21 protein-coding genes are annotated in these 25,868 nt (G+C 34.8%); 14 read left to right on the top strand and 7 right to left on the bottom strand.

From position 1 onward, the window contains the following. Positions 1-286 precede the first annotated feature (286 nt). The 3 genes from DIT68_RS02330 (at position 287) to DIT68_RS02340 (ending at position 3,429) form a co-directional block, all read left to right on the top strand. Positions 287-1,642: an NAD-dependent succinate-semialdehyde dehydrogenase gene (locus DIT68_RS02330; protein ID WP_109358199.1), complete on the top strand. Its 1,356-nt coding sequence runs from the start codon at positions 287-289 to the stop codon at positions 1,640-1,642. A gap of 191 nt (positions 1,643-1,833) precedes the next feature. Beyond that, positions 1,834-2,532, top strand: coding sequence for a hypothetical protein (locus DIT68_RS02335; protein ID WP_109358200.1), 699 nt, complete (start codon positions 1,834-1,836; stop codon positions 2,530-2,532). A gap of 447 nt (positions 2,533-2,979) precedes the next feature. Then, the gene (locus DIT68_RS02340; protein ID WP_109358201.1) at positions 2,980-3,429 is read left to right on the top strand and encodes a KTSC domain-containing protein; all 450 of its coding nucleotides are present in this window, start codon (positions 2,980-2,982) and stop codon (positions 3,427-3,429) included. Positions 3,430-3,605: 176 nt separating this feature from the next. Here the strand turns inward: DIT68_RS02340 and DIT68_RS02345 are convergent, their stop codons facing one another. From DIT68_RS02345 to DIT68_RS02360, 4 genes are all read right to left on the bottom strand, one after another. Next, positions 3,606-4,061 (bottom strand): cold-shock protein, encoded by a 456-nt coding sequence (locus DIT68_RS02345; RefSeq protein ID WP_109358202.1) that lies wholly within the window; start codon positions 4,059-4,061, stop codon positions 3,606-3,608. A 162-nt stretch (positions 4,062-4,223) separates the two neighbouring features. Further along, entirely contained in the window at positions 4,224-4,760 is a 537-nt protein-coding gene (locus tag DIT68_RS02350; protein ID WP_109358203.1) for a glutathione peroxidase, read from the bottom strand. A 214-nt stretch (positions 4,761-4,974) separates the two neighbouring features. Further along, the gene (locus DIT68_RS02355) at positions 4,975-5,511 is read right to left on the bottom strand and encodes a Smr/MutS family protein (protein ID WP_109358204.1); all 537 of its coding nucleotides are present in this window, start codon (positions 5,509-5,511) and stop codon (positions 4,975-4,977) included. Then, entirely contained in the window at positions 5,492-6,400 is a 909-nt protein-coding gene (locus tag DIT68_RS02360; RefSeq protein ID WP_146194096.1) for a site-2 protease family protein, read from the bottom strand. The genes DIT68_RS02355 and DIT68_RS02360 overlap by 20 nt, the downstream gene beginning before the upstream one ends. Positions 6,401-6,506: 106 nt before the next feature. On the opposite strand from DIT68_RS02360, the gene DIT68_RS02365 reads away from it, so the two are divergent. The 4 genes from DIT68_RS02365 (at position 6,507) to DIT68_RS02380 (ending at position 10,653) form a co-directional block, all read left to right on the top strand. Next, positions 6,507-7,157: an ABC transporter ATP-binding protein gene (locus DIT68_RS02365; RefSeq protein ID WP_109358206.1), complete on the top strand. Its 651-nt coding sequence runs from the start codon at positions 6,507-6,509 to the stop codon at positions 7,155-7,157. Beyond that, entirely contained in the window at positions 7,141-7,923 is a 783-nt protein-coding gene (locus DIT68_RS02370) for a TIGR02757 family protein (protein WP_109358207.1), read from the top strand. Before DIT68_RS02365 ends, DIT68_RS02370 begins: the two co-directional genes overlap by 17 nt. A 295-nt stretch (positions 7,924-8,218) precedes the next feature. Further along, positions 8,219-9,382, top strand: a complete 1,164-nt coding sequence (locus DIT68_RS02375; protein WP_109358208.1) for a T9SS type A sorting domain-containing protein — start codon at positions 8,219-8,221, stop codon at positions 9,380-9,382. A 335-nt stretch (positions 9,383-9,717) separates the two neighbouring features. Beyond that, positions 9,718-10,653 (top strand): alpha/beta hydrolase, encoded by a 936-nt coding sequence (locus DIT68_RS02380; protein ID WP_109358327.1) that lies wholly within the window; start codon positions 9,718-9,720, stop codon positions 10,651-10,653. Between the two features lie 63 nt (positions 10,654-10,716). Here DIT68_RS02380 and DIT68_RS02385 read toward each other — a convergent pair whose 3' ends face one another. Next, entirely contained in the window at positions 10,717-11,550 is an 834-nt protein-coding gene (locus DIT68_RS02385) for a delta-60 repeat domain-containing protein (RefSeq protein WP_109358209.1), read from the bottom strand. Between the two features lie 378 nt (positions 11,551-11,928). Here DIT68_RS02385 and DIT68_RS02390 point away from each other — a divergent pair, with 378 nt between their 5' ends. The 5 genes from DIT68_RS02390 (at position 11,929) to DIT68_RS02405 (ending at position 15,218) form a co-directional block, all read left to right on the top strand. After that, positions 11,929-12,624, top strand: a complete 696-nt coding sequence (locus DIT68_RS02390; RefSeq protein WP_109358210.1) for a hypothetical protein — start codon at positions 11,929-11,931, stop codon at positions 12,622-12,624. 200 nt (positions 12,625-12,824) lie between these two features. Further along, a complete protein-coding gene (locus DIT68_RS02395) occupies positions 12,825-13,310 on the top strand; it encodes a DMP19 family protein (RefSeq protein WP_109358211.1) in 486 nt (161 codons plus the stop codon). A 267-nt stretch (positions 13,311-13,577) separates the two neighbouring features. Next, positions 13,578-13,742 carry a hypothetical protein gene (locus tag DIT68_RS16385; RefSeq protein WP_199223364.1) on the top strand — a complete coding sequence of 55 codons (165 nt, stop codon included), beginning with the start codon at positions 13,578-13,580 and terminating at the stop codon, positions 13,740-13,742. Between the two features lie 118 nt (positions 13,743-13,860). Continuing rightward, positions 13,861-14,121, top strand: a complete 261-nt coding sequence (locus DIT68_RS02400; protein WP_109358212.1) for a hypothetical protein — start codon at positions 13,861-13,863, stop codon at positions 14,119-14,121. A 95-nt stretch (positions 14,122-14,216) separates the two neighbouring features. Next, entirely contained in the window at positions 14,217-15,218 is a 1,002-nt protein-coding gene (locus DIT68_RS02405) for a DNA topoisomerase IB (RefSeq protein ID WP_109358213.1), read from the top strand. A 936-nt stretch (positions 15,219-16,154) separates the two neighbouring features. Here the strand turns inward: DIT68_RS02405 and DIT68_RS02410 are convergent. After that, positions 16,155-19,430 carry a WD40/YVTN/BNR-like repeat-containing protein gene (locus tag DIT68_RS02410; RefSeq protein ID WP_109358214.1) on the bottom strand — a complete coding sequence of 1,092 codons (3,276 nt, stop codon included), beginning with the start codon at positions 19,428-19,430 and terminating at the stop codon, positions 16,155-16,157. A 193-nt stretch (positions 19,431-19,623) separates the two neighbouring features. Here DIT68_RS02410 and DIT68_RS02415 point away from each other — a divergent pair, with 193 nt between their 5' ends. Together DIT68_RS02415 and DIT68_RS02420 are read left to right on the top strand one after the other, a co-directional pair. Further along, positions 19,624-20,160 (top strand): CIA30 family protein, encoded by a 537-nt coding sequence (locus DIT68_RS02415; RefSeq protein ID WP_109358215.1) that lies wholly within the window; start codon positions 19,624-19,626, stop codon positions 20,158-20,160. Between the two features lie 161 nt (positions 20,161-20,321). After that, positions 20,322-20,834, top strand: a complete 513-nt coding sequence (locus tag DIT68_RS02420; RefSeq protein WP_109358216.1) for a rhodanese-like domain-containing protein — start codon at positions 20,322-20,324, stop codon at positions 20,832-20,834. A 140-nt stretch (positions 20,835-20,974) separates the two neighbouring features. On the opposite strand, the gene DIT68_RS02425 is transcribed toward DIT68_RS02420, so the two are convergent. Beyond that, a complete protein-coding gene (locus DIT68_RS02425; RefSeq protein WP_109358217.1) occupies positions 20,975-25,468 on the bottom strand; it encodes an excinuclease ABC subunit UvrA in 4,494 nt (1,497 codons plus the stop codon). Between the last annotated feature and the right edge of the window lie 400 nt (positions 25,469-25,868).

Raw genomic sequence — 25,868 nt, forward strand, 5'->3', positions numbered from 1 at the left:
AACAACCAATTATAATGAACACGCTCAAACGACGTTTATCATTTCATTATCATTTCTTAACTAGATATTTTCCCATTGCTGTGCATTATGGAAATCTTTGGTTAATTTTAGAATTCATTGAAAAATCTTGTTGATTTTTGTCATATTATCGAGTTTATTGTCTTCTAAATCTAGGCTATACTTTTTTAAGAATTCAAACTGCAAGGATATTGAATTTTAAGCAAAAATGAAAATTGGTTAAGGTTTAATGGACAATTAACTAGAAGAAATTTAATTAAAAATAACTATGGAGTTTAAAACAATAAATCCGCATAACGGAGAAACAATTGGTGTATATAAAGGCTTGACAGATGATGAGTTAGCTGAAAAACTGGACAATAGTCAAAAAGCTTTTGAATCATGGAGCAAAGTCGCACTTTCAGAACGCTGTACCCTTTTAAAAAAAGCGGGTCAAGTTTTACGAGAACATGTCGAAGAATATGCCAAAATGATCAGCCTTGAAATGGGGAAATTGATTTCAGAAGCCAGAAACGAAGTGAAAAAATGTGCAAGCGTATGTGACTATTATGCAGAGCATGCAGAATCATTTTTAGCGGATGAAATAATTAAAAGCGATGCTTCAAAAAGTTTTGTATCTCATCAACCCTTAGGTGCTGTATTTGCCGTAATGCCTTGGAATTTTCCTTTTTGGCAGGTCATGAGGTATGCCGCTCCTACTCTAACCTCCGGAAACGTGGGATTATTAAAGCATTCCTCTAGCGTAATAGGTTGCGCGCAATTAATTGAAGACGTTTTTAAAAAAGCGGGTTATCCAAAAAATGTATTTCAAAATTTAATCGTCAGTCATGATGCTACCGAGCAAATTGTATCTCACCACGCGGTAAAAGCAATTACATTAACAGGCAGCGAAAAAGCGGGATCGTCGGTTGCTGCTCTGGCTGGAAAACACATTAAAAAATCCTTGTTAGAATTAGGCGGAAGCAACGCATTCATTGTTTGGGAAGACGCAGATATTGATAAAACCGTAGAAATTGCATTAACGGCCAGAATGATGAATTGTGGTCAAAGCTGTATTGCTGCTAAGCGTTTTATTTTACTTGAAGGAGTTTACGATGAATTCGTAGAAAAATTTACAGCTGCAGTGAAAAACTTAAAGTCAGGCAATCCTATGAACGAAGAGACAACCCTTGGACCAATGGCAAGAAAAGATTTAGCAGATGAATTACAAAAGCAAATCACCAATTCAATTGAACAAGGTGCTCAACTAATTTATGGCGGAAACCAAGAGGGTTGTCATCACGAGGCAACTGTCCTGGGGGATGTTAAACCAGGAATGGCCGCTTTCGATGAAGAAAGTTTTGGGCCCTTGGCCGCTATGATAAAAGCAGATTCTATCGAGCATGCGTTTGAACTTTCAGAGCGATCTAAGTTTGGTTTAGGTGTAACAGTTTGTACGGAAAATGTTGAATTGGCCTTGAGTCATGTCGACAAAGTAAGTGACGGTGCTTATTTTATCAATGAATTGGTAAAATCAGATCCAAGACTACCATTTGGTGGAACAAAAATTTCGGGCTACGGAAGAGAATTGTCTAAGGACGGAATAATGGAGTTTGTGAATCGCAAAACGGTTTATGTGAAGTAAATCAAAAGAAGCATTAAGATACGATGTGGTGTTTTATTCATAGATATTGCTAATGTAAAATTATTCATTAATAGGTAATCCTATCTATTTTATAAAATTCAGTTGATTAGAAATACCAACTGAATAAAAAGAAAACTGTTTTAGTTATTTTTGAAATTTAATTCACTTTTTACAATTCTAAAATCCAGCGTATGTCAGCTTCCTCCCAAAAAGCAAATCAAATTTTAAAAGTTCATACTTTCGAAGCCCTTGCCACTACTCCATTTCAAGGAGAAATCAATGCAATGTGCTGGGAACGCAATTTGTTGGGCAATTTTTCGGAAATTGTTGAGAAAATAGAATGCGAGGGAAATATGAAGGAAATAGATTTAGAAGAACTTCGTGCGTTAAATTTAAGTAAGGAGGCCAATTTAGCACGTGAGGTTCTCCTTACTGACTTTGAGAACTTAAAAAAATTTGGCGCAGCTCCCATTCTCAACTTAATTAAAAATTATGAGCGCGACGATTCCTTCCCAATTTTCCCAACTGATGTCTATTCTTTTCATGTCGACCGCTCCCCTATTCCATCACAAACATTTCTTTGCACTTATTACGGCGAACCGAGCGATATTTTGCCCAACCATGAAGGAATCCAAAAAGTACTCGTTCCAGAAATTCGAAAAGAACTCAAAAAGATATACGCTGGACCTGATGAAGGATTTGAAGAGTTCTTAAGTGAATACTTCTTTGATCTACATTATCAAGCTCTGCCTAAGGCCAATATCACAAGTTTAGGCAAAGGAAATCTATGGAAATTGGCCATCGATCATCCTGATAATCCTGTTTTACCATGCTTGCACAGAGCGCCGGTGGAAAAGGATGGCGAAGCTAGATTGATGATTATTTGTTAAAAAAAGCATTTTAAAAAACTGATTATCCGCCATCCCAGCAGTTATTCATGGTGAATAGAAGAAGATAAAAATCCAACACTAAATTCTCCTTAAGCTTTTAATTTTGCCAGTTTAAATCGTAATAAGGATTAACCTCGGTCGTCCTATTAACATGTCGTCTTCTGGTGCTCATAAAGTTAAGTAAATTAGATTTTTAACAGAAAGTGTCCATTTAAATAACATTGAAATCAAATAGACAATCATTTAGCTTCAATTAAGATCATAGATTATAAAACTAGCCAGAATAAATCCATTAGAACTAAATGTAAATACTGTTTAAGCATTGGGAATAATGGTTTTATAGTGAATTTGAATTGTTAAAAAGAACTTTTGTAAAAAGAAATATCAAATTCTTACAAATCCCCGAGAATAATGTGCGTATTTTTGCACACATTTTAATTTGAATCAATGAAACGTATTAATCAATACAAAAAACTCTTTAATATTGAATCGGAAATCGATTTAGCTGAATTGAAGAAAACTTATCGTTCTTTAGTAAAAGAATGGCACCCAGATAAATTTCAGGAAGAAGACGAAAAATCTGCTTTAGCGGAAGAAAAAAGTCGTGAAATTACTCAGGGTTATGAATTCTTGATCAGTATTGCTCCAGCTACTAAAGAAGCTAACTTAGTTGAATACGAACATATTCTTGATACATGTGGAATTGTAGATTTTCAGTGGAAAAATCAAGTGTTAGAGGTTGAGTTTACAAACGGGAGTACTTACGAATATTTTGGAGTTTCTAAACCATTATACATCAAATTTGTAAATGCAGACAAGCAATTCAGATTTGGTAAAAGAAAGATTTTTACAACATGCTTGTATAGAAAATCTAAAAAAGATGTTGAAATGGCGTAATTAGTTTACAAATTTCCTCGTTATTTAAGGTTGTTGATTTCTAATCAGCAACCTTTTTTTTGGTAGAAGCCGATCTAAATGCAATTAATAATTACAAAAAAATCCATTTCAAAGTATAATCCCAGTAGGAATTAAACTTTAAAATGGACTTAAATATTTTATTAAGAAAAAAACGACTAAGCCAATGCTACATTCACAGCATCCATACCTTTTCTACCTCTCACGATATCATAGGTTACCTTGTCGTTTTCTTTTATATCGAATGTAACATTGTTAATATGGAAGAAGTATTTTTCTCCTGAATTATTATCGTTAATAAATCCAAATCCTTTACTACTATCATAAAACGCAACCGTTCCAACGTTAACATCTGGCTCACCAGTATCTTCTTTCTTTGGAACACCAATAACGATGTCTTCTGCTTCTATTTCCTCAACTACCTTCTCTTGCTCTTCTGGCGGAGTATCTGTTAGGTTTCCATAAGCATCAACATAAGCAATCATGTCATCCAAAGATCCGCCTTGATTGTTGTCCTCATTACGAGACTCTCTCTTAGCCATTTTTTCTTTCTTCTTCTTTGCTTTTTTCTTTTCTTTTTCACGTTTACTAAACGATTCTTGCGATCTACCCATTTATATTTTTAAAATATTTTGTGCTTTCAGTTACTAAAAGCGTATTAGTTGTGCATGATAAAATATCTGCTTTGGTGTAACAAATCCAATGCTACAAAATTAAGCAATAATTCACGAAAAACGCAAATTATTGGTGTTATTTAATCTTTGCGTGAAAACAAATTAATTTTTAATCCATTCAATTATAGCGGCATCAGTTGGAAGCGTTTTTGAATAATAAACTTGTTCTACTTGTCCATTTGCACCGATTAAATATTTTTGGAAGTTCCATTTTACATCAGAGTCCATTTTTCCATTCATTTCTTTAGAAGTCAAATATCCATAAAGTGGTGCCATATCTTCATTTTTTACAGAAATCTTGGACATCATTGGAAATGTAACTCCGTAGTTCTTTTGACAAAATGCTGCAATCTCTTGATCACTTCCAGGTTCTTGCTTCAGAAAATCATTAGATGGAAAACCTAATATCACAAAATCGTCTCCGCCATAGGTCTCATATAATTCCTGTAATTGCTCGTACTGAGATGTGTATCCGCATTTTGATGCCGTATTCACAATCATCACTTTCTTGCCTTTAAACACTGATAAACTAATCATTTCACCATCAATTGTCTCAACTTCATAATCGTAAATTGTTTTGTTTTGAGCAAAGAGAAGACTTGTAACGGCTAAAAGTAATGTTAAAGTTATTGTTTTCATTTTCTGTTGTTTTTATGTTTTAAAAGTTCTGTTATCCATTATTACAATTCTGCAGCATATATGTTTTGCCTAAAGCCATATTCGGTGCTAAATGATTGGATGATTTTTAATTAAGCATTGGTTGAATTCGAGTAATTTATCGTTCTTCATTAGCGAACTGCAGCTCAACATGGACTTTCTACAACAAATTAAGAAGATAGAATAGGCAGGCTGACTAGCGATAGAATAATTCTACGGTGGTAGCTCCCTTTCCATATTTTCTGAAGTCAGCATCATAAAAATCGATTCCCTCTTTACCTTCTAGAAATTGACGAATCTCACTTTTCAACACACCCTCTCCCACTCCATGAATTACCACAAGCTTACGAATACTTTTTTCGCGTGCTTTTCTAAAGAAACGCTTAAATTCTAAAAGTTGGTGACTTAACAATTGTCCATTGCTTAAACCTCTTTCACTTTCCATTAATACATGGGTATGCAAATCAATTTCCCAGAAATCTTTATTTTTGGTTATATCCCCAAGATCATCGGAATAGCTTACTGTTTCTTCAATTACGTCATTAATGTCGAAATTACTGCTCAGAATATTACTTTGATCACCAATAATTGAGTTTAGATCCTCTTCCATAAACTCACGCTCAAAGCCGGTTTCGTCTTCAACGATAACAATTTGATCATTTTTGTAGGATTGAACTATTCCTCCTCCAACTTCTCTTAGGAAGCCAACTTTTTCACCTATTTTGAAACGCATTGATTATTGAATTGAATTCTATGGCAGTAATTGCATAAGTAGAAAGAATTATTCCTCCAGCCCAAAGGAAAAGCATAAACAGCTTAAACGCAATTGAGGCATCTTTCTTGGTTGGTGGGAACAAAACTCCATCCACTTGTTTGGCCACGATTTGATTGTACCTTTCCTCTTCATTGTACTCTTCTATTTCATTGAGTACTGGAGTATGTTCGATGATAATACGCTTAATTTTGGAATAGGTTTTATTGCTAATATCGTCATAATTTGACTCATATTCAATGTCGTCCTCTTTCATGTCCTTACGAATGAGGTACAATTTATTCTTGTTTTTTATACGCAGTCCTAGTAGAAGTCCGAAAATAATCATTAGCCAAGAATTAAAATATAAACCCACACCAGCAACGGCCAAGGAAGATATCGCGGTAAAAATCAACTGTGCATATTCATAATTATTGAAGAATAAAATTCGCATGAGCTGACCACCATCTAATGGGTCAATGGGAATAAGATTCATCACATTTAAAAGAATGAGAATAACTCCCAGTTGAATGTACAATGAGGAAGGTTCAGTCCAATTATACAGCAGCAAGAAAGCACCCAATAGAATACCAGGTAAAGGTCCCGCGATCACCATCAAGGAACTTTCAATTTGTGAGTATTCTTTTTTTCTTCCGGAAACCATAGCCCCCATGAACGGAATAAAAAGCATGTTCAATTCTTCGTAATTGAAAAGTTTCATCATTAAAAAATGGCCTAATTCATGAAACAACAAAACACCTAACAGTATAGCTATTAGATAGTAATCGTCCAATATCAAGGAAAAGGTTATGGCAAAAATAACCATAGAAAGAACAGTCACAGAAATGTGACCACCGCTCTTCCGTTTCATTAAAATCGGCTTTTGGGGATATTGTTGTTCAAAATTTTCCATCTCGTGTCAACAAAATTAAGTTAATTCCAGTTTATACACAAATTAAATATTATTTTCGTCTCCTATGATTCAAGCCAAAAACATAACAAAGGCATACGACCAAGTAAAAGTACTGAAAGGAATTGATATTTCAGTAAAAGAGGGAGAACTTATATCCATTGTAGGGTCTTCAGGAGCAGGTAAAACGACTTTACTCCAAATTTTAGGTACACTTGAGCGACCAGATCAAGGAACATATCAGGTGGGAGAAAAGTTTCCTTTTGAATTATCACAAAAACAATTGGCTCAATTTAGAAACGAATCTATTGGTTTTGTCTTCCAATTCCACCAATTATTGCCCGAATTTTCAGCGTTAGAAAACGCAATTCTACCCGCTTTGATTCGAGGAAAACAAAAGCAAGAAGCAGAAAAAAGGGCAAAAGAATTGTTTTCTTTTTTGAATTTAAAAAATAGAGATCACCACAAACCTTCCGCCCTTTCTGGAGGTGAACAACAAAGAGTAGCAGTTGCTCGTGCATTAATGAATTCTCCTAAGGTGATTTTAGCAGACGAACCATCAGGAAACTTGGACACAAAAAACTCCGAAGAACTGCATCAATTGTTCTTTAGTTTACGTGAAAATTTTGGTCAAACTTTCATAATTGTAACACACAATACGCAGCTCGCAGATATTTCTGACCGTAAATTAGAAATGGCAGATGGAAGATTCATTTAATCTAGATTTCAAGGAGATAAAAGATTTACTTAATGTAAAGGTAGAACAATTCAACACTGTTGATTTCATTAAAGACGACCCCGTTCTTCTGCCCCACCGATTTCGAAAAAAACAAGACATTGAAATCATTGGATTCATCGTTGCATTAATCGCTTGGGGAAAACGTAAGATGATTATCGACAATGGAAATAAGTTGATTGAAATCATGAATCACGGGCCTTATGATTATGTCATGAATTATGAAACAGGAATGCTTTCTGAAAAGGCTTTTGTTCACAGAACATTTAATACAGACGATTTAGATTTTGTTCTCCGTGCTTTAAAAAATTGCTATTCTCAGCATGAATCGCTAGAGTCTTGGTTTGAACTTAAACCTTCTGAATCTGGCGTTAAACAACGAATAATCAACTTCCGCAAAGCATTTTTTGAAACGTCACACCAACAAAGAAGCGAAAAACACATCGCTAATCCCGCAAAAGGTTCCGCAGCTAAAAGAATCAACATGTTCTTAAGATGGATGGTCAGAAAAGACGACAACGGTGTTGATTTTGGAATTTGGAACACAATTGGAATGAACGAACTCAACGTTCCTCTTGATGTTCACACCGGAAATGTTGCCCGAACACTTGGATTAATCACAAGAAAACAAGACGATTGGAAAGCCTTGGAGGAATTAATGGAGAATTTGAGGAAAATGGATGCAAATGATCCTTGTAAGTATGATTTTGCCTTGTTTGGATTGGGTGTTAGCGGGGAAATGAAATAGAACCAAAGTTCAGAGAAAGGATGCCGATAAAAATCGGCTTGGGAGAGTTTAGGAAAACTCCCTTGTCCTTTCATCATCCAAAATGATTAGCTTTTTGGCACTCTAAAAAGATCACGTGGAATGGTAATTCATTAAACTGCGGGTAAAATTCAAAATAAGGAACTAAATTAATAACAAGCTCATCTAAAACTAAATCATTTAAACCTGTATATTTATCTTTAAACTATTGATTATAGTTCTTTTATAAAACAACCTATTGCATTAATTTTACTACTGAACATTAAAAAACACTATTATGAAAAATTTACTATTATTAATTTTGGCTGTTATTTCTTTTTCTTTATTCGGTCAAAACAAATTAAAATCCTCTATTTTAGAAGAATTCAATGGATCCAATTGGTATACAACAGGAGGTGCAGACTTTGAATACGACAGCAATAATAACCTCATATCGATAACTTATTATTTGTGGAATGGATCTTTTTATCAAGTAAGTTCAATATTAACTTTCTCTTATAATGCTAACAATAAAATTACAGAGCAAATAGTAAAGGTTTGGGATAATACTGCCGACGTATTGGAGAATGTAGCGAAGTATGAAAGCAATTATAATGCTTCCGGTGAATTAATTGAGTTTATTACTTTTGAGGAAATAAATTCTGCTTGGAAGGAATTCAATAAGCAAGAAATTTCTTATCAGAATTCAAAAATTTCTAACATAGATTACAGTTTCAAAGATGCAAATCAATGGAACAATAATCGTAAATTAGTTCTTCAATACACAGGTAACAAAATTACTCAAGCAAAAATGTTAACGCTTAATGGTACTTCATTTTGGGAAGATAATTATAGACATATTTTGACTTACGATTCGAATGATAAAATTAGGGAAAACAAAATTGAGTATTATACTAATTCTGTTTGGACGGACTTTATAAACATCAGTTATGAATTAGATGCTAACTACAACCGCATTACGGAATACGTTGGAGATACTACGTCTGAACACTATAAAACAACTCATGACTATGACATGTCTGAACAAATGGCAAATTATGCACATCCCTTTATAAATAATCAACCAGATAGCTATTTGTTTCAAGACTTTGCACATGTGAATAAGGTTTTATCGAGTACTACTTATAATTATGACACATTAACTGGAAGTTATGAGGAAGACACAAGGGTTACACATAATTATAATGAACACCTTGTGCTGAGTGTAGACAATATTCAGCAAATTCAAAAAGTAAGCCTCTACCCCAACCCTGCCAATGATTTCATTCAGGTTAAAGGAATCACAAAACCCGAAAACGTTTCTGTTTACACTGTTTTAGGTGTAAAGGTTTTCGATTCTGTAATAAAAGAGAATGAAAAATTAGATATTCAAGGATTGAATAAGGGAATGTATTTATTGAAATTTGAAGATGGAAAAGCGCTGAAATTTTTAAAGAAATAACTATTTTTACTTGAGAAAAGCATTCATTTCTTCGGAATGGGTGCTTTTTTATTTTAATAAACTTATCCTGAAATCAGTTCTTGTCAAAGTCTTGAAATTCATGCCAAATCCAACAGAAATATCAATTATATATTTTAATTAATAACTATCTGAATTATCAATGCCTTAATCTCCCTTTATTTGGCTTTTTGATTTACTTTCGCATTTCCTAAAATCCCATGGATAGAAACATAATTAAATTGAAAATTAGCATGAAAAAAACTCTTATTTCAGTATTCATTTTTTCGCTCTCGTTTTCTTTGATGGCTCAAGAAAATACAAATAATTCAAATGTCATGGATTCATACAACGAATACACATCACAAACCATTACTTTAAAACCAGATTATGAAGGCGAAGTTACTGCAACTCTAATTTCTTCTAATGCTAATGCTGGAAACAGAAAAAGCGTTTTGTATGTTCATGGTTTTATAGATTATTTCTTTCATGGTCACATGGGGAAAGAGTTCAACGCGAATGAATTTGATTTTTATGCGTTAGACCTGAGAAAATATGGACGTTCTTTAATGGAACATCAGCATCCAAACTATTGTAAAAGCATTGAAGAATATTATGAAGAACTGACATTGGCTATTCGTCAAATTCATGAGACAAGTAACGGTGAAGTGATTTTATTGGCCCATTCTACAGGTGGATTAATTACTTCCAACTATATGAATTATGGTGAAGAGAAAGACTTAGTAAAGGCCCTTGTCCTTAATTCACCATTTTTTGATTTCAATATGTCCGCAATTGAAAAAGCAGCTGCTTTAACAGTTTCAAAACCAATTGGTGGACTTTTTAAATATTCCAAAATCGAAGGAGCCCTTTCTCCAGCTTATGCTGAAAGTATTCACAAGGACTATTATGGAGAATGGAGTTTTAATTTGGATTGGAAGCCTATCGAAGGGTTCCCCACTTATTTTAAATGGATTGGTGCAATTAGAAAAGGGCACAAAAACTTAAAGAAATCGGACATAAAATCCCCTGTTTTGGTCATGCATTCAAGCAGTTCAGAGAGAATTTCAAAATATTCTGAAAAGGCTACACATCAAGATATTGTGTTGGATATTGAAGACATTAAAAGAGTCGGTGAAAAATTAGGTTCACAGGTAACTTTACTCGAAATTGAAGATGGTTTACATGATTTATTTCTATCCAAAGAACCTGTCCGAAATAAGGCTTTCCAGGAAATGTTTGATTGGTTAAACAAGCTGGAATCTTCAGAATAGTTGAAATTATTGCAGGAAATACAGTTGCATAAAAAAGTGCGCTACCTTTTGATAGCGCACTTTTCATATATTCTGAATTGCAACTCCAGTTATAAAGTCGTTACCATTTCCAATATTAAACCTCAAATTTCCTTGACTACCAAATGTTTGGTCTATCGTTCCATCAGTATTCAAACGAGCAATTCCCATTTCAAAAATCTGACTCGAAGACAAAACAAGACCACCTTGAATGATTTTTCCATCATTTTGAATCTCTATTTCTTCAATAAATGAAGAAGCCCCAGCAAAAGTGGTGATTGCCCAACCTGAAACTCCAAAACTATTGTCAATTGTTCCATCTGTTTCTAATCGTAAAACTGCAAACTCATCGTCATAATACCCCGCCAACAAGATTTTTCCATTGTCTTGGATCCTGAGAGATTGTGTAACTGCACTCCCTGAATTTGAGATCAATTGAACACCTTGATTTCCAAAAGTTGAATCAAATGAACCATCTGAATTTATTCTAATAGCAGCAAATTCTCCTTTTACATCGTTCCAAGTATAGGCAGACATCACAATTTTACCATCATTTTGAAGCGCAATATCAGTTGCAAAAGACTTCGCATTTCCAATTGGAATAACCAAAGTTCCGTTGTTTGCAAAAGAATTATCCAAACTTCCATCAGTATTATACCTGGCAACAGTTGCTTTGTATGTCGAAGGCTCACCTGCTCTTCCACAAACCAAGATTTTCCCATCATTCTGAACTATCGTAGCATTGGAAAAGTTGTAAGTTCCATTAATAACAGTGGTCACAAAGCCATTCTGTCCAAAAGTGGGATCAAGAACACCAGATTGTGAATGCACAAAAAATGTGGCGAAAAGACCTAAAATTAATACAGAAATTTGTTTCATAATTCTTTACTTTTTTTTTGATTTTTCACAAATTTAGAAAATGGAGATTGAGATACTAGATGCAAATGAGAAAACATTGACAACTGACTTCTGCTAGGAATCCAATAATCTCCGTTTTAAATGTATTGTAATTCTGTATAGAACTCGAAAAGTTCAACTTAAAAACACCAATAAAAATTTATATGCCAAACAATTAAATGAATGTTGTAATTTTAAAAACAAAGAATTTACCAATCTACATTAGGCTTTATTAACACTTAAACCTCGCTAAAACCCTCCATTTAGCTTGACTTAAGACATATAAGTTGCTATATTAAGTGCGTAGAAAAATGTACATAAAACAATAACGGGAGATTTTCTCCACTCAAATAAAATACAATGAAAAAAATAAATTATTTACTACAAATTAGTTTAGTAACACTTTTAATGTTAGGCTTTACAAAGGCAACACATGCACAAGACCCTATTCCAAAAGATGGATTTGTTGAACACAATGACGGAAATAGACCTTCTTTGTATGTCAATCTAGACCCAGAGCCGAAACCTTTAAAAAAAGCTTGGAAGTCGTTTTTAAAAGATAATTATGACTTTAAAATTAAGGGAATCGGTTTTTTATCGAATAAGGATTTACTTTACAAAGAGGATGTAATTATTGAAAAACTGTCTTCTAAAAGAATGAATTTTTATACCCAGATTGTAGAAAACGAAGTGGGTTCAGAAATGAAAGTGTTTGCCTCATTTGGTTATGACATTTATATAAGCAAAACTGAAACACCTGAGGAATACAAGACTATGAAAAGGATGCTTAGCGAATTTTTGAATTCCTATCTTCCAGATTATTACAAAGACCAGGTCAAAGACACTGAAAAAAAAGTGAAAGACTTAAGCAAAGATGTTAAAGGGCTAAACAAGGATATTTCAAAAAATAATAAAGAAATAGAGAACTTAAATGAGGAACTTGAAGAACTGACAAAAGAAGCAGCAGAAAAAGAAGAAGCACTTGAAAAAGCCAGTATAAAGCTAGAAGAAAGACAAAATAAATTGACCAGGATAAAGAAAGCATTGAAGAATTAAGAAATCAACATAATTCTCAAAAATAAAGGAGCATTCATTTTTTAGTGGAGGCTTTTTTAGTAAAATGCTTTCTGTAAGTTACTGATGGTGCAGTTCATTTAGAACCGATAAAGTGTATGCTTTCAGGAATTTAAAAATCTAAAAATAATATCCTTAGGGTTTCCACCTGAAAATTATCTGAATTGCTACCTTTGACAAACATGGAGAACATCACAAATAGAGCATTAATCAGTCGGCTATTCAGGTCAGCAGAAGAACAATTAGAAAGCGCCCAACTTACTGGGGAAAATTGGTCGGAATCCTACCAAGCAGTTCAGCATTTAACCGTTCCAGAGAAAATGGTTTATATCATCGTGAAAATGAATCAAGCCGTTACAAATGGAGGTTTTTCACAGTTTTACGATTCTTCCTTAGGGATATTTACTCCTGAAATAATTCATGTTCTCAATGAAATAAAAGCTCATAAAACTGCTGAAATAGCCTCCACTACACTCGATATTGTTAATCTTATTGGATTGGTTGACGATTCCTACAAGGCTTTTGTTTTTAATATTCAACTTTCCGAAAAACAGCGAATGGAGCTCTACACCTGTGATATTCGATATGATCAATTGCATGACACTGAAAATTTAGAAGATTTAATGGGAAGTTATTTAGCGTCTGTACGGAAACACATCGAAATTTAAAATATTTCTTTTTGCGATAGTTCCCTTTATTTTTAATTGCCTGATGCTAAGGCATCACCTCATAAAAATAAATTCAACTCTCATCAAAAATAATCTATTTTATAAAATTCGTCTGTTTCCGACCAACCACTATTTACAAATGCTGATAAAATCATAAAAAAAGTGAAGGGAAGATTGCAAATGAGAAATTTTGAGCATCTTTAACTAAACCTCAAGTTGTTAAAGCGCATTAAACTGAAACAACTCGCATAACTAAAAACAAACATTATGAAAAAGATTCTCGTCATTTCCCTTTTGGTCATTGCTGCCCTCATCATTGGAGTGCTTACTTTTATTGTGGGTGCAATCAAATTTTTTATCGGTGGAATTTCACTTGGAGCGCTGATTGTTGTTACCCTAATACTTTGGCTGGCTTGGAAAGTTAGTGATTAAACCCTGTTTAAACATCCTTTAAATTGTCCTTCGATCAAATAAATCTTCAGGTAAACTGTTACAATTGTTACTCGCTTGTAATTGTTAACAAAGTAATTTTAGACATTAAAAATTCGGTATGAAAGAAAGACTACTTAATAATTGGACATTTATCCGCGCAATTTATGTAATCATGGGAAGCTTAATCATTGTACAGACTGCCATGAGTCGTGAATGGATTGGAGTGCTATTTGGTGGCTATTTTGCTGCAATGGGATTGTTTGCTTTTGGTTGCGCTTCAGGAAATTGTTTTGGAGGTAACTGTTCTACGGACCTCAATAAAAGTCAAGACCAATCAATTGATGATGTTGAATTTGAGGAAGTCCAGATAAAAAACTAGTCAAATAAAAACCTCTCTCTGAACTTTGTTTCGGCACAAACGTTTGAATCTAATATTAAAATCATTCTATGTATAGACGTTGAAACACAAAAGCAATGAAAAAAGTTAAACTTAAACATGTTGATGATACTGCACTTTGCATTCAACGAAAAAAAGTAGGACGAGGCTATCAATTTATTGACGAAAATCACGAAAAAATTACCAATAAGAAAATCTTAAAGAGATTGAAAGGGCTTGTTATTCCGCCAATGTGGGATGAAGTTATGATTTGCAAATTTGATGACGGCCATGTTCAAGCCATTGGTCGAGATGCCAAAGGAAGAAAGCAATACATTTATCATTCCTTATGGGAAAAGCTAAAGCAAGAAGAGAAGTTTAATCGCATTGAGGAATTTGCCCGTCATCTGCCTAAAATAAGAAAGACTTGCTATCAAAACATTGAGCTGGAAGAATGGACAAAAGATAAGATTTTGGCTTTATTAGTACTTATTTTGGATGAATACGGAATTCGAATTGGGAATCAATATTATGCCCAGAAAAATGAAACTTATGGACTTACTACACTTCGCAGGAAACACTTAACGATAAATCAATCAGAGTTGATCTTTCAATACAAAGGGAAAAGCAATAAGGAAAGAGAAGTAAGCATTGATGATGAGGGTCTTATTAAAATGATTAAAAAAAGTGCAGAATTGCCCGGATATGAGATTTTCAGATACAAAGATGAATCTGGGAGTTTTCAAAATATAGACAGCAGTGACGTTAATGATTTCATAAGCGAAATTATAGGTACTAATTTTTCAAGTAAAGACTTTAGAACATGGGTTGCTACAAGACTTGCAGTGGAACTTTACCCACAAGCAATTGAACAAAGTAGTCAATTTCCAAGAAAGAAATTTAGCAACATCCTCATTAAAATGGTTGCAGAAGAATTGGGCAATACCCCAACCGTTTGTAAAGATTATTATGTTCATCCAAAAATTTTTAAATCAGTAGACAAACAAGTTATTCCTCTCGAAAATCCTTTTAAAGAGCCTAAGGAAGATTATGAATTATCGGCATCTGAACAACTGATTTTAAGCATAATAAAAGATTGATTAAGTTCTAACCTTTGACTACATTCTATTTTTATCTTCAATTGGAATAAGACCACTAAGCAATCTTTTGTTTTAGGGTTAACAAGATGAGCCGTTTGCTAAAAGGTTTTATTCAGAACACTTATCGACAGGATCAAGTTTTCTAACTAAAAAAGGCCTTTTTGAAAATTCTTAGATTTTATTTTAAGAAGGATCGGTTATAATTTAAATGCCTATCCGATACTTTACCAGTAAATATGTCTAAGCCAACCATAATGTGATTCAGCGGTAAACTAACAAGATCCTTCGCAAATTTCTATTTCCAAGCAGTTGAAAAAAGAAATTTGCGAAGGATGATATTAAGCTAGAGTCATACTTCAAGTGAGAGGGGAAAAGCAAAAGCGCTAGAGCGCTTTTGCTTTTCCCCTCTCACTTGCTTACCAGCGCCTACAACTGTCATCCTTCCAGGGTTGAAAATCTTAATTTTCAACCCTGGGAGGATCTGGCCCAGTTAATAGAGAGTACTTTTTATTGTAGTAAATTAAATAGCTGGTACAGTTCCCGATAAGCATTATAATTTATTCCTGTTCATTATCTGAAGACAATGTTTTAATTCTCTGTATAAAATTTTAAATTTCGAAGAGAAGAAAATTGGCTTTTACAATCTGCGACTTAAAAGGCCAGCCTCTCCAATATACAAAAAACAACTATTTCCGAAAAGGCATTAAATAAAAAAGCCTCCGTCACTGTTAACATGATCGAAGGCTTTTTATTTAGTGCTTGGTCTGAAACAGACGATTTTTACAAATTGTATAGATTTTGAGAATTATTTTATTTTTATTTCTTTAGGAGATGCCTTAGCATCAGCCGACAAGAAAAAAGATAAAATAAACTCAAAAGATTCAATTTTAAATTTGTTGTGTTTCCGACCAAGCACTATTTTAGAAATTTACAAATTTACCACTTTGGAACACTTCCTGGAGTCCAATTTGCTCCCATTCCTTCAAGTTTAGATTCTATCGTTGAGATATCATCTTCAATAAGATTTGTCAATTCGTCCATAACCGATTGCAACTCCTCTTTAGCAATTTCATAACCTACTTTCTCAGTATTTGTAGCTTGTCCAGTTGAGGCAAATCTAGCATAAGCCACTGCACTCACTCGGTTGTTGATAGAGACTTGTGTTGGTGGTACTTCTTCTCCACTCGCTTTCGCTTTTACACCTTCCATTTTAAATCGCAGCTCTTCCACTTGTTTCGCTATTTCTCTCGCCTTTGCAACTTCCTTTGTTGGAATCTCTTCCATATTGTACATCGTTTGCAACATTGAAGCGACTTTTTTCTGTGATTCTTTGATAGAACTGTTCAAAGCTGAAGAAACCCTTACCATATTCGTAACTTTTTGATCAAAATCAGCCAGTTCTTTTCTCTCGGCAGCAGTTAAATCATCTTCAAATAACTTCTCCACTAAAAAAGAAACTGGTGCTACCAAATCGGTGAGTGAATCGTTGTTCCACAATTGCATGCTTACAGAATATTTTCCTGGCATCGCTGGCCATCCTGCCTTGCTTTCCGCTGCTGGATTAAATTTGTCTGTAATGATTGGTCTAGGAGAAGGAAGTCTTAAATCCCAGACAATTTCTCCCATTCCTTTGCTCGCTTTTTTGGTCAAGGTTCTCACCGCGTTCCCTTCTGCATCTCTAATCGTGAAAATCAAATGAGCTCCCTCCTCGAGTTTTTCAAGTTCAACATCCCTCCAAGAAGGTTGAGGAATAAACTCACCGTTCTTAAACAACTTCTTCTCTTTCTCCTGCCTTTGGACTTTAGAAGATTTAGGAGCTTCTTTTAAATAATAGCGAATGTGCGCTCCGTATTCAGGATTCTCAGCAAAATAATAAGTCGAGCCTTGATTGTTTCTGCTGCTCGTTTGAACAAACATTTTCGCATCCTTGATTGGGAAAATATGCGCTTCATTTTCTTCAATTAAATTTTGAGATAATATTCTCAATGGAGAGTAATCATCTAGGACATAAAATCCTCTTCCAAAAGTAGCCAAAACCAAATCATTTTCTCTTTCTTGTAACGCAAGGTCTCTTACTGCAATAGTTGGAACTCCAGACTTCAATTGAGTCCAATTTTCACCACCATCCAACGACGTAAAAACACCAAACTCTGTTCCTACAAACAATAAATCAGCGTCTTTATGATCTTGCTGAATCGTATGAACTGTTTGATTAATTGGTAAAACTGAAGATATTGATTTCCAAGTTTTTCCTTTATCCGAACTTTTGAAAATATAAGGCTTAAAGTCATCCATTTTTCTATTGTCGAAAGTAACATAAACCACGTTTTCGTCGAATTTGTCTGCTTGAATATCGCTGATGTAAGTGTACTCTGGAACGCCTAAATCTTTTGCTTTTACTTGCCTCCAATTTGCGCCATCATCTTCAGTGATTGAAATCACACCATCATCCGAACCTGCATAAATTAAACCTGCTTTAATTCTAGATTCGTCCAAGGCTACCAATGTTCCCCAAAGTGAAGTTGAAACATGTTTTTTCACTGCATCAATACTCCAGTATTTGTCCATTATTTTCAATTCGTCCCGATTTTTTTGAGCGGTTAAATCTTCACTGATAACCTCCCAAGTGTTTCCTCTGTCTGTACTCTTGAAAACCTTATTTGCTGCAGCATAAAGCGTTTTACTATCGTTTGGACTAATAAACAAAGGCGTATTCCAGTTCCATTTGTAGCTTTCTTCTCCTTTTCTTTCCCTTGGTTTAATGTTCACTTTTTCGCCTGTGGTTTTATTATAGCGGTACATATTTCCATATTGATATTCCGAATAAACAATGTTTGGATCTTCTGGATCGATGGCTTGCCAAAATCCGTCTCCACCTAGCGTAACAATCCATTCGTCACTAGTAACTCCTTTGGATGAAGTATTTTGAGATGGACCGCCAGTGCTGTTGTTATCTTGCGTTCCACCGTAAACATTATAGAAAGGCTCTGCATTATCAACTGCGAGACGATAAAATTGTGTTACCGGTAAATTTTCTTTGAAATCCCAATTTGCGCCGTGGTCAAATGTTTCATAGATACCTCCATCTGAACCAATGATAATGTGATCGGTATTCTTTGGGTTGATCCATATCGCATGGTCGTCAACGTGTTTATTATTGTTTCCTAATCTTTTCCAAGTTTTACCAGCATCCTCTGTGTAATGCGTGAAAGTTTCCACTGAATACACCTTATCTACATCCACCGGATCACAAGTGATTTCGTTGTAGTACTGACCGCTGCTGTGGTGTCCGCTCATTCTTTCCCATGATTCTCCTTTATTTAAAGAACGATAAAAACCTCCTTTTCCTTCGGCAGCTTCAATAATGAGGTAGACTACATTCGGGTCAACAGGTGAAACTGCAATTCCCATTCCACCTAAATGAACAGTTGGTAAGCCTTTTTTAATTTCTCTCCAATTTTCTCCACCATCTGTACTTTTGTAAACAGAAGATTCTGGCCCACCATTAATTTTTCCATAATGATGTCTTCTCCTTTGTTCCGTCGTTGCGTAAAGTATATCGGGATTTGAAGGATCCATTACGATATTATTCACTCCTGTATTTTCGCTGATTTCTAGAACTTTGTTCCAGTTTTCGCCACCATCTTTTGACTTATAGAGTCCACGGTCGCCTCCTAATCCCCAAACAGAACCTTCACAAGCAACAAGCACCACATCAGAGTTTCTTGGATCGATCACGATTCCGCCAATTTGACGAGAATCTTTTAATCCCATATTTTTGAATGATTCTCCACCATCGATAGATTTATATACTCCATCTCCGTATCCCAGAGCTCTTTGGTGATTGTTTTCACCTGTTCCAACCCAAATTACGTTCGTGTTATTGGGATCCATCTCCACCACTCCAATTGAATAAGTTCCGTAGTTTTCAAAAATAGGCTTCCAAGTAATTCCATTGTTTTGTGTTTTCCATAGATTTCCACTGGCCACACCCACATAATATTCCGAGGGATTCTCTGGGTTGAACGCAAAATCTCCAATTCGACCAGAACACCAAGCTGGACCTAAACTTCTGAATTTTAGACTAGAGACCGCTTTCTCTAAATTACTTTTCTCTTTTTTCTCCTCTTCCCCCTTATTTTTCTTTTGGGCATATACTGTTTCTGCTGAAAAAAACAGGATCAGCACTCCCATTAATAAAGATATCCTCATATTTCTAGTTTTATATTTGGAACATTAAAGTTAAAATAAATCCAGAATAATTTTAGTTCAGGGTCTAAAGTTCACGACTTTTGTCACAAATTTCAACACAAAGTTCTCCTGTCTGCCTTCTAGATAAAAACAGAACTTCGATTTTTAAAACTTAATCTTCTTTCCTTTGTTTTATAATTTAATTCAAAGAGAAATGGGGAGTCAATTAATTTCAGTAATTTTAATTCTAGTTATGAGTGGTGGAACAATTAATATTTTCAATTTTTCTGAAGAAGCGCCTATTAAAAATTGGCGAATTGTCAATGATGGCGTAATGGGAGGACTTTCTCAAAGTTCAATTGAGATGACTAAAGAAAATCATGGTATTTTCTCTGGCAGTGTTTCCTTAGAGAACAATGGAGGTTTTGCTTCGGTTCAATTGCCAACAGATATAGATCTAGAAAAATCTAACTCCAAAGTCGTTTTAAGAATTAACGGTGATGGAAAGTCTTATCAATGCCGCTTGAAAGGATCGAGTAATCAAAGAGAATCTTATGTACAGGTCTTTGAAACCAATGGCGAGTGGCAGACCATTGAGCTTTTAATCAAGGATTTTTATCCACAATTTAGAGGCCGTAAATTGGATATCCCGAATTTCAATTTTGATAGAATTGAACAATTTAGCTTTTTAATTGCCAATGGAAAAGCAGAGGATTTTGAGTTGTTAATTGATTATATTGATATCTCATAAACAACAGTAAAAGGTTAAAATAATTGAAAAACAACATGACTCATCAACTTTCAAAACTTCCTGAATTGAACTTAAGAATAGCCAAGTGAATTCAATTGGCACTAAATATGATTTATTGAATAAGAAGTGCTAAATTTCCCTTAAAAAAATTACAATTATCCATGAAGAATATTTTTCTATTTCTATTAATATCATTTTTCATCTCCTCCTGTGCTGCTCAGAAAGTGCAAAGCAGTGCTTACAACACGATGTTGAAATCGATGCTTAAAAATGATGTACCTGAATTAACGGTAGACCAAGCCGATAGTATAAAACAAACAAATTCAAAGGTGATTTTCATTGATACACGTGAAAAGAATGAATATAACGTCAGCCACATCAAAGACGCCGTTTGGGTGGGTTATGATGATTTTAAAATTTCCAGAGTTCAAGAGATAGAAAAAGACACTAAAATTATTGCGTATTGTTCTGTTGGAGCGAGAAGTGAAAATGTAACACGACAACTCATCGAAGCCGGCTATACTGATGTTAGCAACATGTACGGAAGTATTTTTGAATGGGTAAACGAAGGAAAACCTGTGTATAATTTAGAAGGAGAAGAAACCATGAAAGTTCACGCTTATTCGAAAACGTGGGGAGTTTGGTTGAAAAAAGGGGAAAAGGTTTTTGATTAGAGAGAAATTTTCTAAGCTAAACGAAGACCACGAGCTACAAGCTCGCGGTAGCTTCGTTTAGCTTAGAAGTTGTACGTAGAAAAATTCTAGTCTTATTTAACAACCTAATAGGATAGTACATTTTCTAAAATTCGTATTTTTTAATTTTCAATTCGTAATTGACTCCCTATTCTACCCAACAAATACAAATTATGCTCTACCACCAAAACATCATTCTCAACTGCAAGTTTTTCTAAAATTCCTAACAATAAATCTATATCTGAATAATGCAAACCTATACTCGGTTCGTCGAGAATAAATAACTCGTTTTTAGGATTTTCATCAAGCCAATTCAGTAAGAGTAAACGCTGTTTTTCTCCTGACGATAAGGATTGAACGGTTTGCTGTAAAGAAAGATGACCTAAACCGATTTCTCTGAGTTGCTCAAGGAATCTTACTGTTTTAGAGGAGATTTTGTACTCTGAAAACCAATTTTGAATCTCTGAAAGGTTAAATTCTAGCACGTCGGCAATGTTTTTCGATTTTATTCGATATTCTAAAATGTGATTTTGATAGCGTTTCCCTTCACATTCCTCACATTTTTCAATCGCATTTGCTGCAATGTCTAAACTCGTTTCAATGAAACCTTTTCCTTTGCAAATTGGACATTGACTAGATTTCGTTTTATAGGAAAAGTCTTTGGCTTTTAACTTTGTTTCTTTTGCGAAGATTTTCGTGATTTCATTCAAAATTCCCAGATAATCTACCAATAAAGTGGCTGAGTGCGTTCTTAGTTTCTTCGATTCGAAGTAATGAACTCCTGCGTACTTTTTAGGCAATTGAAATTGTTCACAATTTACTGGCTTCCCTGCTTCTATGCTTGGTATTAAGATTTCCTTGACCAAAGTCGTTTTTCCTACGCCCGACTTTCCGGTGATGGCTGTTATTCCACCCACTGGAATATCCAATTGCTCTTTTTGAAGTGAATGTTTGGCTAAATTAGCTATCGAAATATGTTCTTTTGAAGGTGCTAATTCAACAGAAGCTATTTCATTTCTCAAGAAAGGATGACACTCTTTTTCTTTGAGTAAGCCTTCTGGTGGACCTTGATATGTTATTGCTCCTCCGTACTTTCCGGAATTCGGACCTAATTCCACAAGGTAATCGGCAGACAGCATGATTTCTTTGTTGTGTTCGATGACAATTACGGTATTTCCTTTCGCAACCAGCTCTTGTAGAATGCCAATCAAATCTGGAATATTGTCGTTGGATAATCCCGCAGAAGGTTCATCGAGTAAATAGGTAATTCCTTTGAGTGGATTATTCAATTGTTTAATCAGCTCCACACGTTGATTCTCACCTCCTGAAAGCGTTGCCGATTTTCGTGTCAATTGTAGGTGGTCAATGTGTAACTGCTCTGCTCTTTTAATCGTTTTCGAAATAAAAGGTTGAATTTGAGCGATTAATTTACCATCAATTTCATCGTTTTTGGAATTTGAAATGAGCCAATTTTGCAACTCTAAGAAATGCATAGATTTGATATCAAAAATAGATTTCCCCGCTAGTTTTACAGTCAATCTTTCTGGCTTTAATCCACTTCCTTGACAAACACTGCATTCTTTTTGTGAAAACAAGGAAAGTAGATTTTTCGTAAACTTATTCTTTCGGGTTAAGTAATATTCATTTTTCAAATAATTGAAGATTCCCTCCCACTTCATCGATAAAGCCTGACTTCCTTGATTGGTTTTCGTTTTATAATTCCAATTCGTTTCCCATATCTTTTCTCCTGTTCCCTTAAAAATAAGTTCTGTTTGTTGTTCGGAAAGTGCATTAAATGGCGTTTCAAGTGAGAAGTCATGTTGTGTTCCAATTTCTTTTAAAATCGCCATGTACTGACTCCCGGCATTTCCATAATAATCCAAAGCTTTATTGTGTTCGAACAATCCTTCAGAGACGCTTAAATTCGAATTCAAAACAATTTTATCGACGTCCGGCAATAATTCTTCGCCAATTCCTTCGCAAACGGCACACCTGCCCAATTCATGGTTATTCGAAAAATGACTTGCAGATAAATCTTCTCCTTCAAAAGTAGATTTTCGGGAGAAAGCAAAACGCAAAATTTGGTCAATTCCTGTTTGCTTAGCAATGTCTGAACGCTGAGAGTAGTTGGTTTGCTTCTGCGTGATGCAAATTGTGGGAGTTAATCCTGTGATGCTGTCTACATCGAATTGAAAAGCCGTTCCTACGCGAGATTGCTGATAACTCGAAAATTGCTTACTCATTTCCTGTAATCCGTAACCATGCAGGGTATCAATCACCAATGACGATTTACCTGAACCAGAAATTCCAGTTACTACGGTTAATTGATGCTTTGACAGGTCTAAATTAATGTCCTTTAAATGGTGAGTTCGCGCCCCTTTTATTGAAATTACTTCTTTATTCTGCTGAATTTCATCTTCAAATTCAATTGGATCAACTTTTAACGAATTATCAACTAAAAAATCACATTCAGATTGAAAAAGTTGATGATTTTCGAAGCAAATAATTCCTGCCGTACTGCTTTTTAATTGATGTAAAGCGGAAATTAATTGTTTGACATTCTGTTGATGTAGACCTATACTCGGTTCTTCAAGTATCAGAATGGTTTTTGGAGATTTCTTCGCAAAATGCTTCGTTAATTTCACACGTTGCGCTTCTCCTCCTGATAATGTGTTTGAAGGCTGACCTAATTTAATATAGTCCAATCCCAACTGAATCATTAAGGACAAGACATCTGTGATTTTCTTCTCCGTTGAAAAGAACGCAAAAGCTTCGTCGATACTTAAATTATAAATTTCTGAAATGTTCTTCTCGTTCCATTTTACTTGTAAAACCTCATTTTTAAAGCGTTTTCCATTACATGTTGGACATTTCTGATTGATATTCCCCAAAACACTCATCGAAAGTGTAATTACACCTGCTCCTTCGCACGTCTCGCATCGACCGACTTTATTGTTAAACGAAAACGCTCCTTTTGATAATTTCAATTCTTTTGCTGTGGCAGTTTTCGCTAATAAATCTCTTATTTTATCCGCAATTCCAGTGTATGTCGAGGGATTACTTCTCGGAGTTTTCCCAATGGGTTGATCAGAAACAGTGATATTTTTCAAATCATTTTTATCGCAGAATTCTTCAATTATATGAATCGATTGAGCTGTTTTTCGGGTAATTACAGTCAGTTTTTTAAGTGAAGGTTGAAAAGAAGTCTCTAACTCGACTTTTGGCGAATGAATTGCCGGAATTTTACTTTCTTTCAAAGCATTTAAAGTCGGACTATTTAACTCCTTGGCGTTTAGAAAGTTGTTTACCAAACCATTGAAAACCACTTCTCCTCCATTGATTCCCGATTCAGGTCCTAATTCAATGATCCAATCTGCAGATTTTATAAAATCCAAATCATGTTCGACTACCATCACGGTATTTCCTCTCAAAATCAAACGATTAAAAATATGCAATAAGTATTTTTGATAAGCTTCTGAAAGTCCAATGGATGGCTCGTCAAAAACATACAGAATCCCCTGTAAATTAGTGTTTACCTGATTGATCAACTTGATTCTTTGTGCATCACCCGATGAAATTTCGAAACTTTCTGTACTCAACTTGTATTCACTCATTCCCAAGCGAATCAAGTCATACAATTGAACTCTAATTTTATCTACAAGTACTTTTTCTCCATCGTTTAAATTTTGAATTTCAAGCTTTTCATATAGTTCAACCAATGGGAAATTCATCCAAGCATCGAAATTAAAGCCTTGCCATTTAAATTTTAGCTGTTCCGCTTTTATTCTGGCACCTTGACAACTTGGACACAACCTGGAGCTTACAAATTTCAGAATATTAACATTGCGATCGCGTTTCAGAATGTCTTGCATAATGGGAAGAACACCTTTATAGAAACCTTCTTCTCTTGGTTTCGCTTTAAATCCTGTCCACCTTAAGCGAGATTCCAAACTGTGCTTTCCATAGAAAACTTTAATCTTTTCACTTCCATTTAAAACCACATCTTTTTGTTCTTCAGAAAGGTTTTTCCATGGAATATCTACACTGAAACCATGCGCTTTACACAACTTATCCAATTCTTCAACTGTTACTTGAGAGTAAACAATATAACCATTTGGCAAAGTGGTGACTAGCGCTCCTTCTCGAAGAGTTAATTCTTCATCTCCAACAAGTTTATTTAAGTCGATATATTCTTCTTGACCAATTCCATTGCATACTTCACAAGCACCCCTCGGATGATTAAAAGAGAACAAAGATTTACTCATTTTATGTTCCGCAGAATAACGCGCAAACAAGATTCTAAAAACGTCAGTCAATTCAGAAAGCGTTCCAAAAGTTGTATTTGTAGATTGAAACCGTTTGGACTGTTCCACCTTAATTACCGGAGGAAGATCTTTAATTTCATCCACTTCGGCAGTTGGAATTGCCAAACCATTTTGTTGATTATAAGCTGGCAAACTCTCCAAAAAGTAACGATAACCTTCATTCGCAATAACGCCCATAGCCAAAGAAGATTTCCCCGAACCAGATAATCCTGTCACCACGATCAATTGATTTTCAGGAATTTCTAAACTGATGTTTTTTAGGTTGTTTTGATGAGCATTGATGATTTTCATGAAGGACTTTTCTTTTTTGAATTGGAAAAGTTTAAATATAGGGATTTTGAGGTGGCGACCAAGAGGAAAAGGGTTGTATTTTGTGTCAAGTCTACCAGAAGCTGCGCTAAATTTTGTGGTAGCATGGGGGGTAAATAGTCTGTACTGTGATTGTTTTGATTTTTAGGATTACTTTGATTTTGAAACTCTTAGTTTTAGAAGTTTTCAACCCAAGGCCACGAGAAGCTGCGCTAAATCTCGCGGCAGCTTGGGGAGTTTTGGATTGTATTGTTAAAATTTACTCAAATAAGATAGTTTGGGAATTATGATTCTAGAAGGAGGTTTATGTTTGGAGACCCAAGGCCACGAGAAGCTGTGCTGAATCTTGGGGGAGCTTGGGGGAATAAAATTGTCTGTACTG

This window comes from Brumimicrobium oceani (assembly GCF_003143775.1).
Taxonomy (GTDB): Bacteria; Bacteroidota; Bacteroidia; order Flavobacteriales_D; family Crocinitomicaceae; genus Brumimicrobium; species Brumimicrobium oceani.

Bases quoted from the DNA above. Each gene is read 5' to 3' on its own strand.
- DIT68_RS02330 (WP_109358199.1), top strand. From the start codon at position 287: ATGGAGTTTAAAACAATAAATCCGCATAACGGAGAAACAATTGGTGTA.
- DIT68_RS02335 (WP_109358200.1), top strand. From the start codon at position 1,834: ATGTCAGCTTCCTCCCAAAAAGCAAATCAAATTTTAAAAGTTCATACT.
- DIT68_RS02340 (WP_109358201.1), top strand. From the start codon at position 2,980: ATGAAACGTATTAATCAATACAAAAAACTCTTTAATATTGAATCGGAA.
- DIT68_RS02345 (WP_109358202.1), bottom strand. From the start codon at position 4,061: ATGGGTAGATCGCAAGAATCGTTTAGTAAACGTGAAAAAGAAAAGAAA.
- DIT68_RS02350 (WP_109358203.1), bottom strand. From the start codon at position 4,760: ATGAAAACAATAACTTTAACATTACTTTTAGCCGTTACAAGTCTTCTC.
- DIT68_RS02355 (WP_109358204.1), bottom strand. From the start codon at position 5,511: ATGCGTTTCAAAATAGGTGAAAAAGTTGGCTTCCTAAGAGAAGTTGGA.
- DIT68_RS02360 (WP_146194096.1), bottom strand. From the start codon at position 6,400: ATGAAACGGAAGAGCGGTGGTCACATTTCTGTGACTGTTCTTTCTATG.
- DIT68_RS02365 (WP_109358206.1), top strand. From the start codon at position 6,507: ATGATTCAAGCCAAAAACATAACAAAGGCATACGACCAAGTAAAAGTA.
- DIT68_RS02370 (WP_109358207.1), top strand. From the start codon at position 7,141: ATGGAAGATTCATTTAATCTAGATTTCAAGGAGATAAAAGATTTACTT.
- DIT68_RS02375 (WP_109358208.1), top strand. From the start codon at position 8,219: ATGAAAAATTTACTATTATTAATTTTGGCTGTTATTTCTTTTTCTTTA.
- DIT68_RS02380 (WP_109358327.1), top strand. From the start codon at position 9,718: ATGGATTCATACAACGAATACACATCACAAACCATTACTTTAAAACCA.
- DIT68_RS02385 (WP_109358209.1), bottom strand. From the start codon at position 11,550: ATGAAACAAATTTCTGTATTAATTTTAGGTCTTTTCGCCACATTTTTT.
- DIT68_RS02390 (WP_109358210.1), top strand. From the start codon at position 11,929: ATGAAAAAAATAAATTATTTACTACAAATTAGTTTAGTAACACTTTTA.
- DIT68_RS02395 (WP_109358211.1), top strand. From the start codon at position 12,825: ATGGAGAACATCACAAATAGAGCATTAATCAGTCGGCTATTCAGGTCA.
- DIT68_RS16385 (WP_199223364.1), top strand. From the start codon at position 13,578: ATGAAAAAGATTCTCGTCATTTCCCTTTTGGTCATTGCTGCCCTCATC.
- DIT68_RS02400 (WP_109358212.1), top strand. From the start codon at position 13,861: ATGAAAGAAAGACTACTTAATAATTGGACATTTATCCGCGCAATTTAT.
- DIT68_RS02405 (WP_109358213.1), top strand. From the start codon at position 14,217: ATGAAAAAAGTTAAACTTAAACATGTTGATGATACTGCACTTTGCATT.
- DIT68_RS02410 (WP_109358214.1), bottom strand. From the start codon at position 19,430: ATGAGGATATCTTTATTAATGGGAGTGCTGATCCTGTTTTTTTCAGCA.
- DIT68_RS02415 (WP_109358215.1), top strand. From the start codon at position 19,624: ATGGGGAGTCAATTAATTTCAGTAATTTTAATTCTAGTTATGAGTGGT.
- DIT68_RS02420 (WP_109358216.1), top strand. From the start codon at position 20,322: ATGAAGAATATTTTTCTATTTCTATTAATATCATTTTTCATCTCCTCC.
- DIT68_RS02425 (WP_109358217.1), bottom strand. From the start codon at position 25,468: ATGAAAATCATCAATGCTCATCAAAACAACCTAAAAAACATCAGTTTA.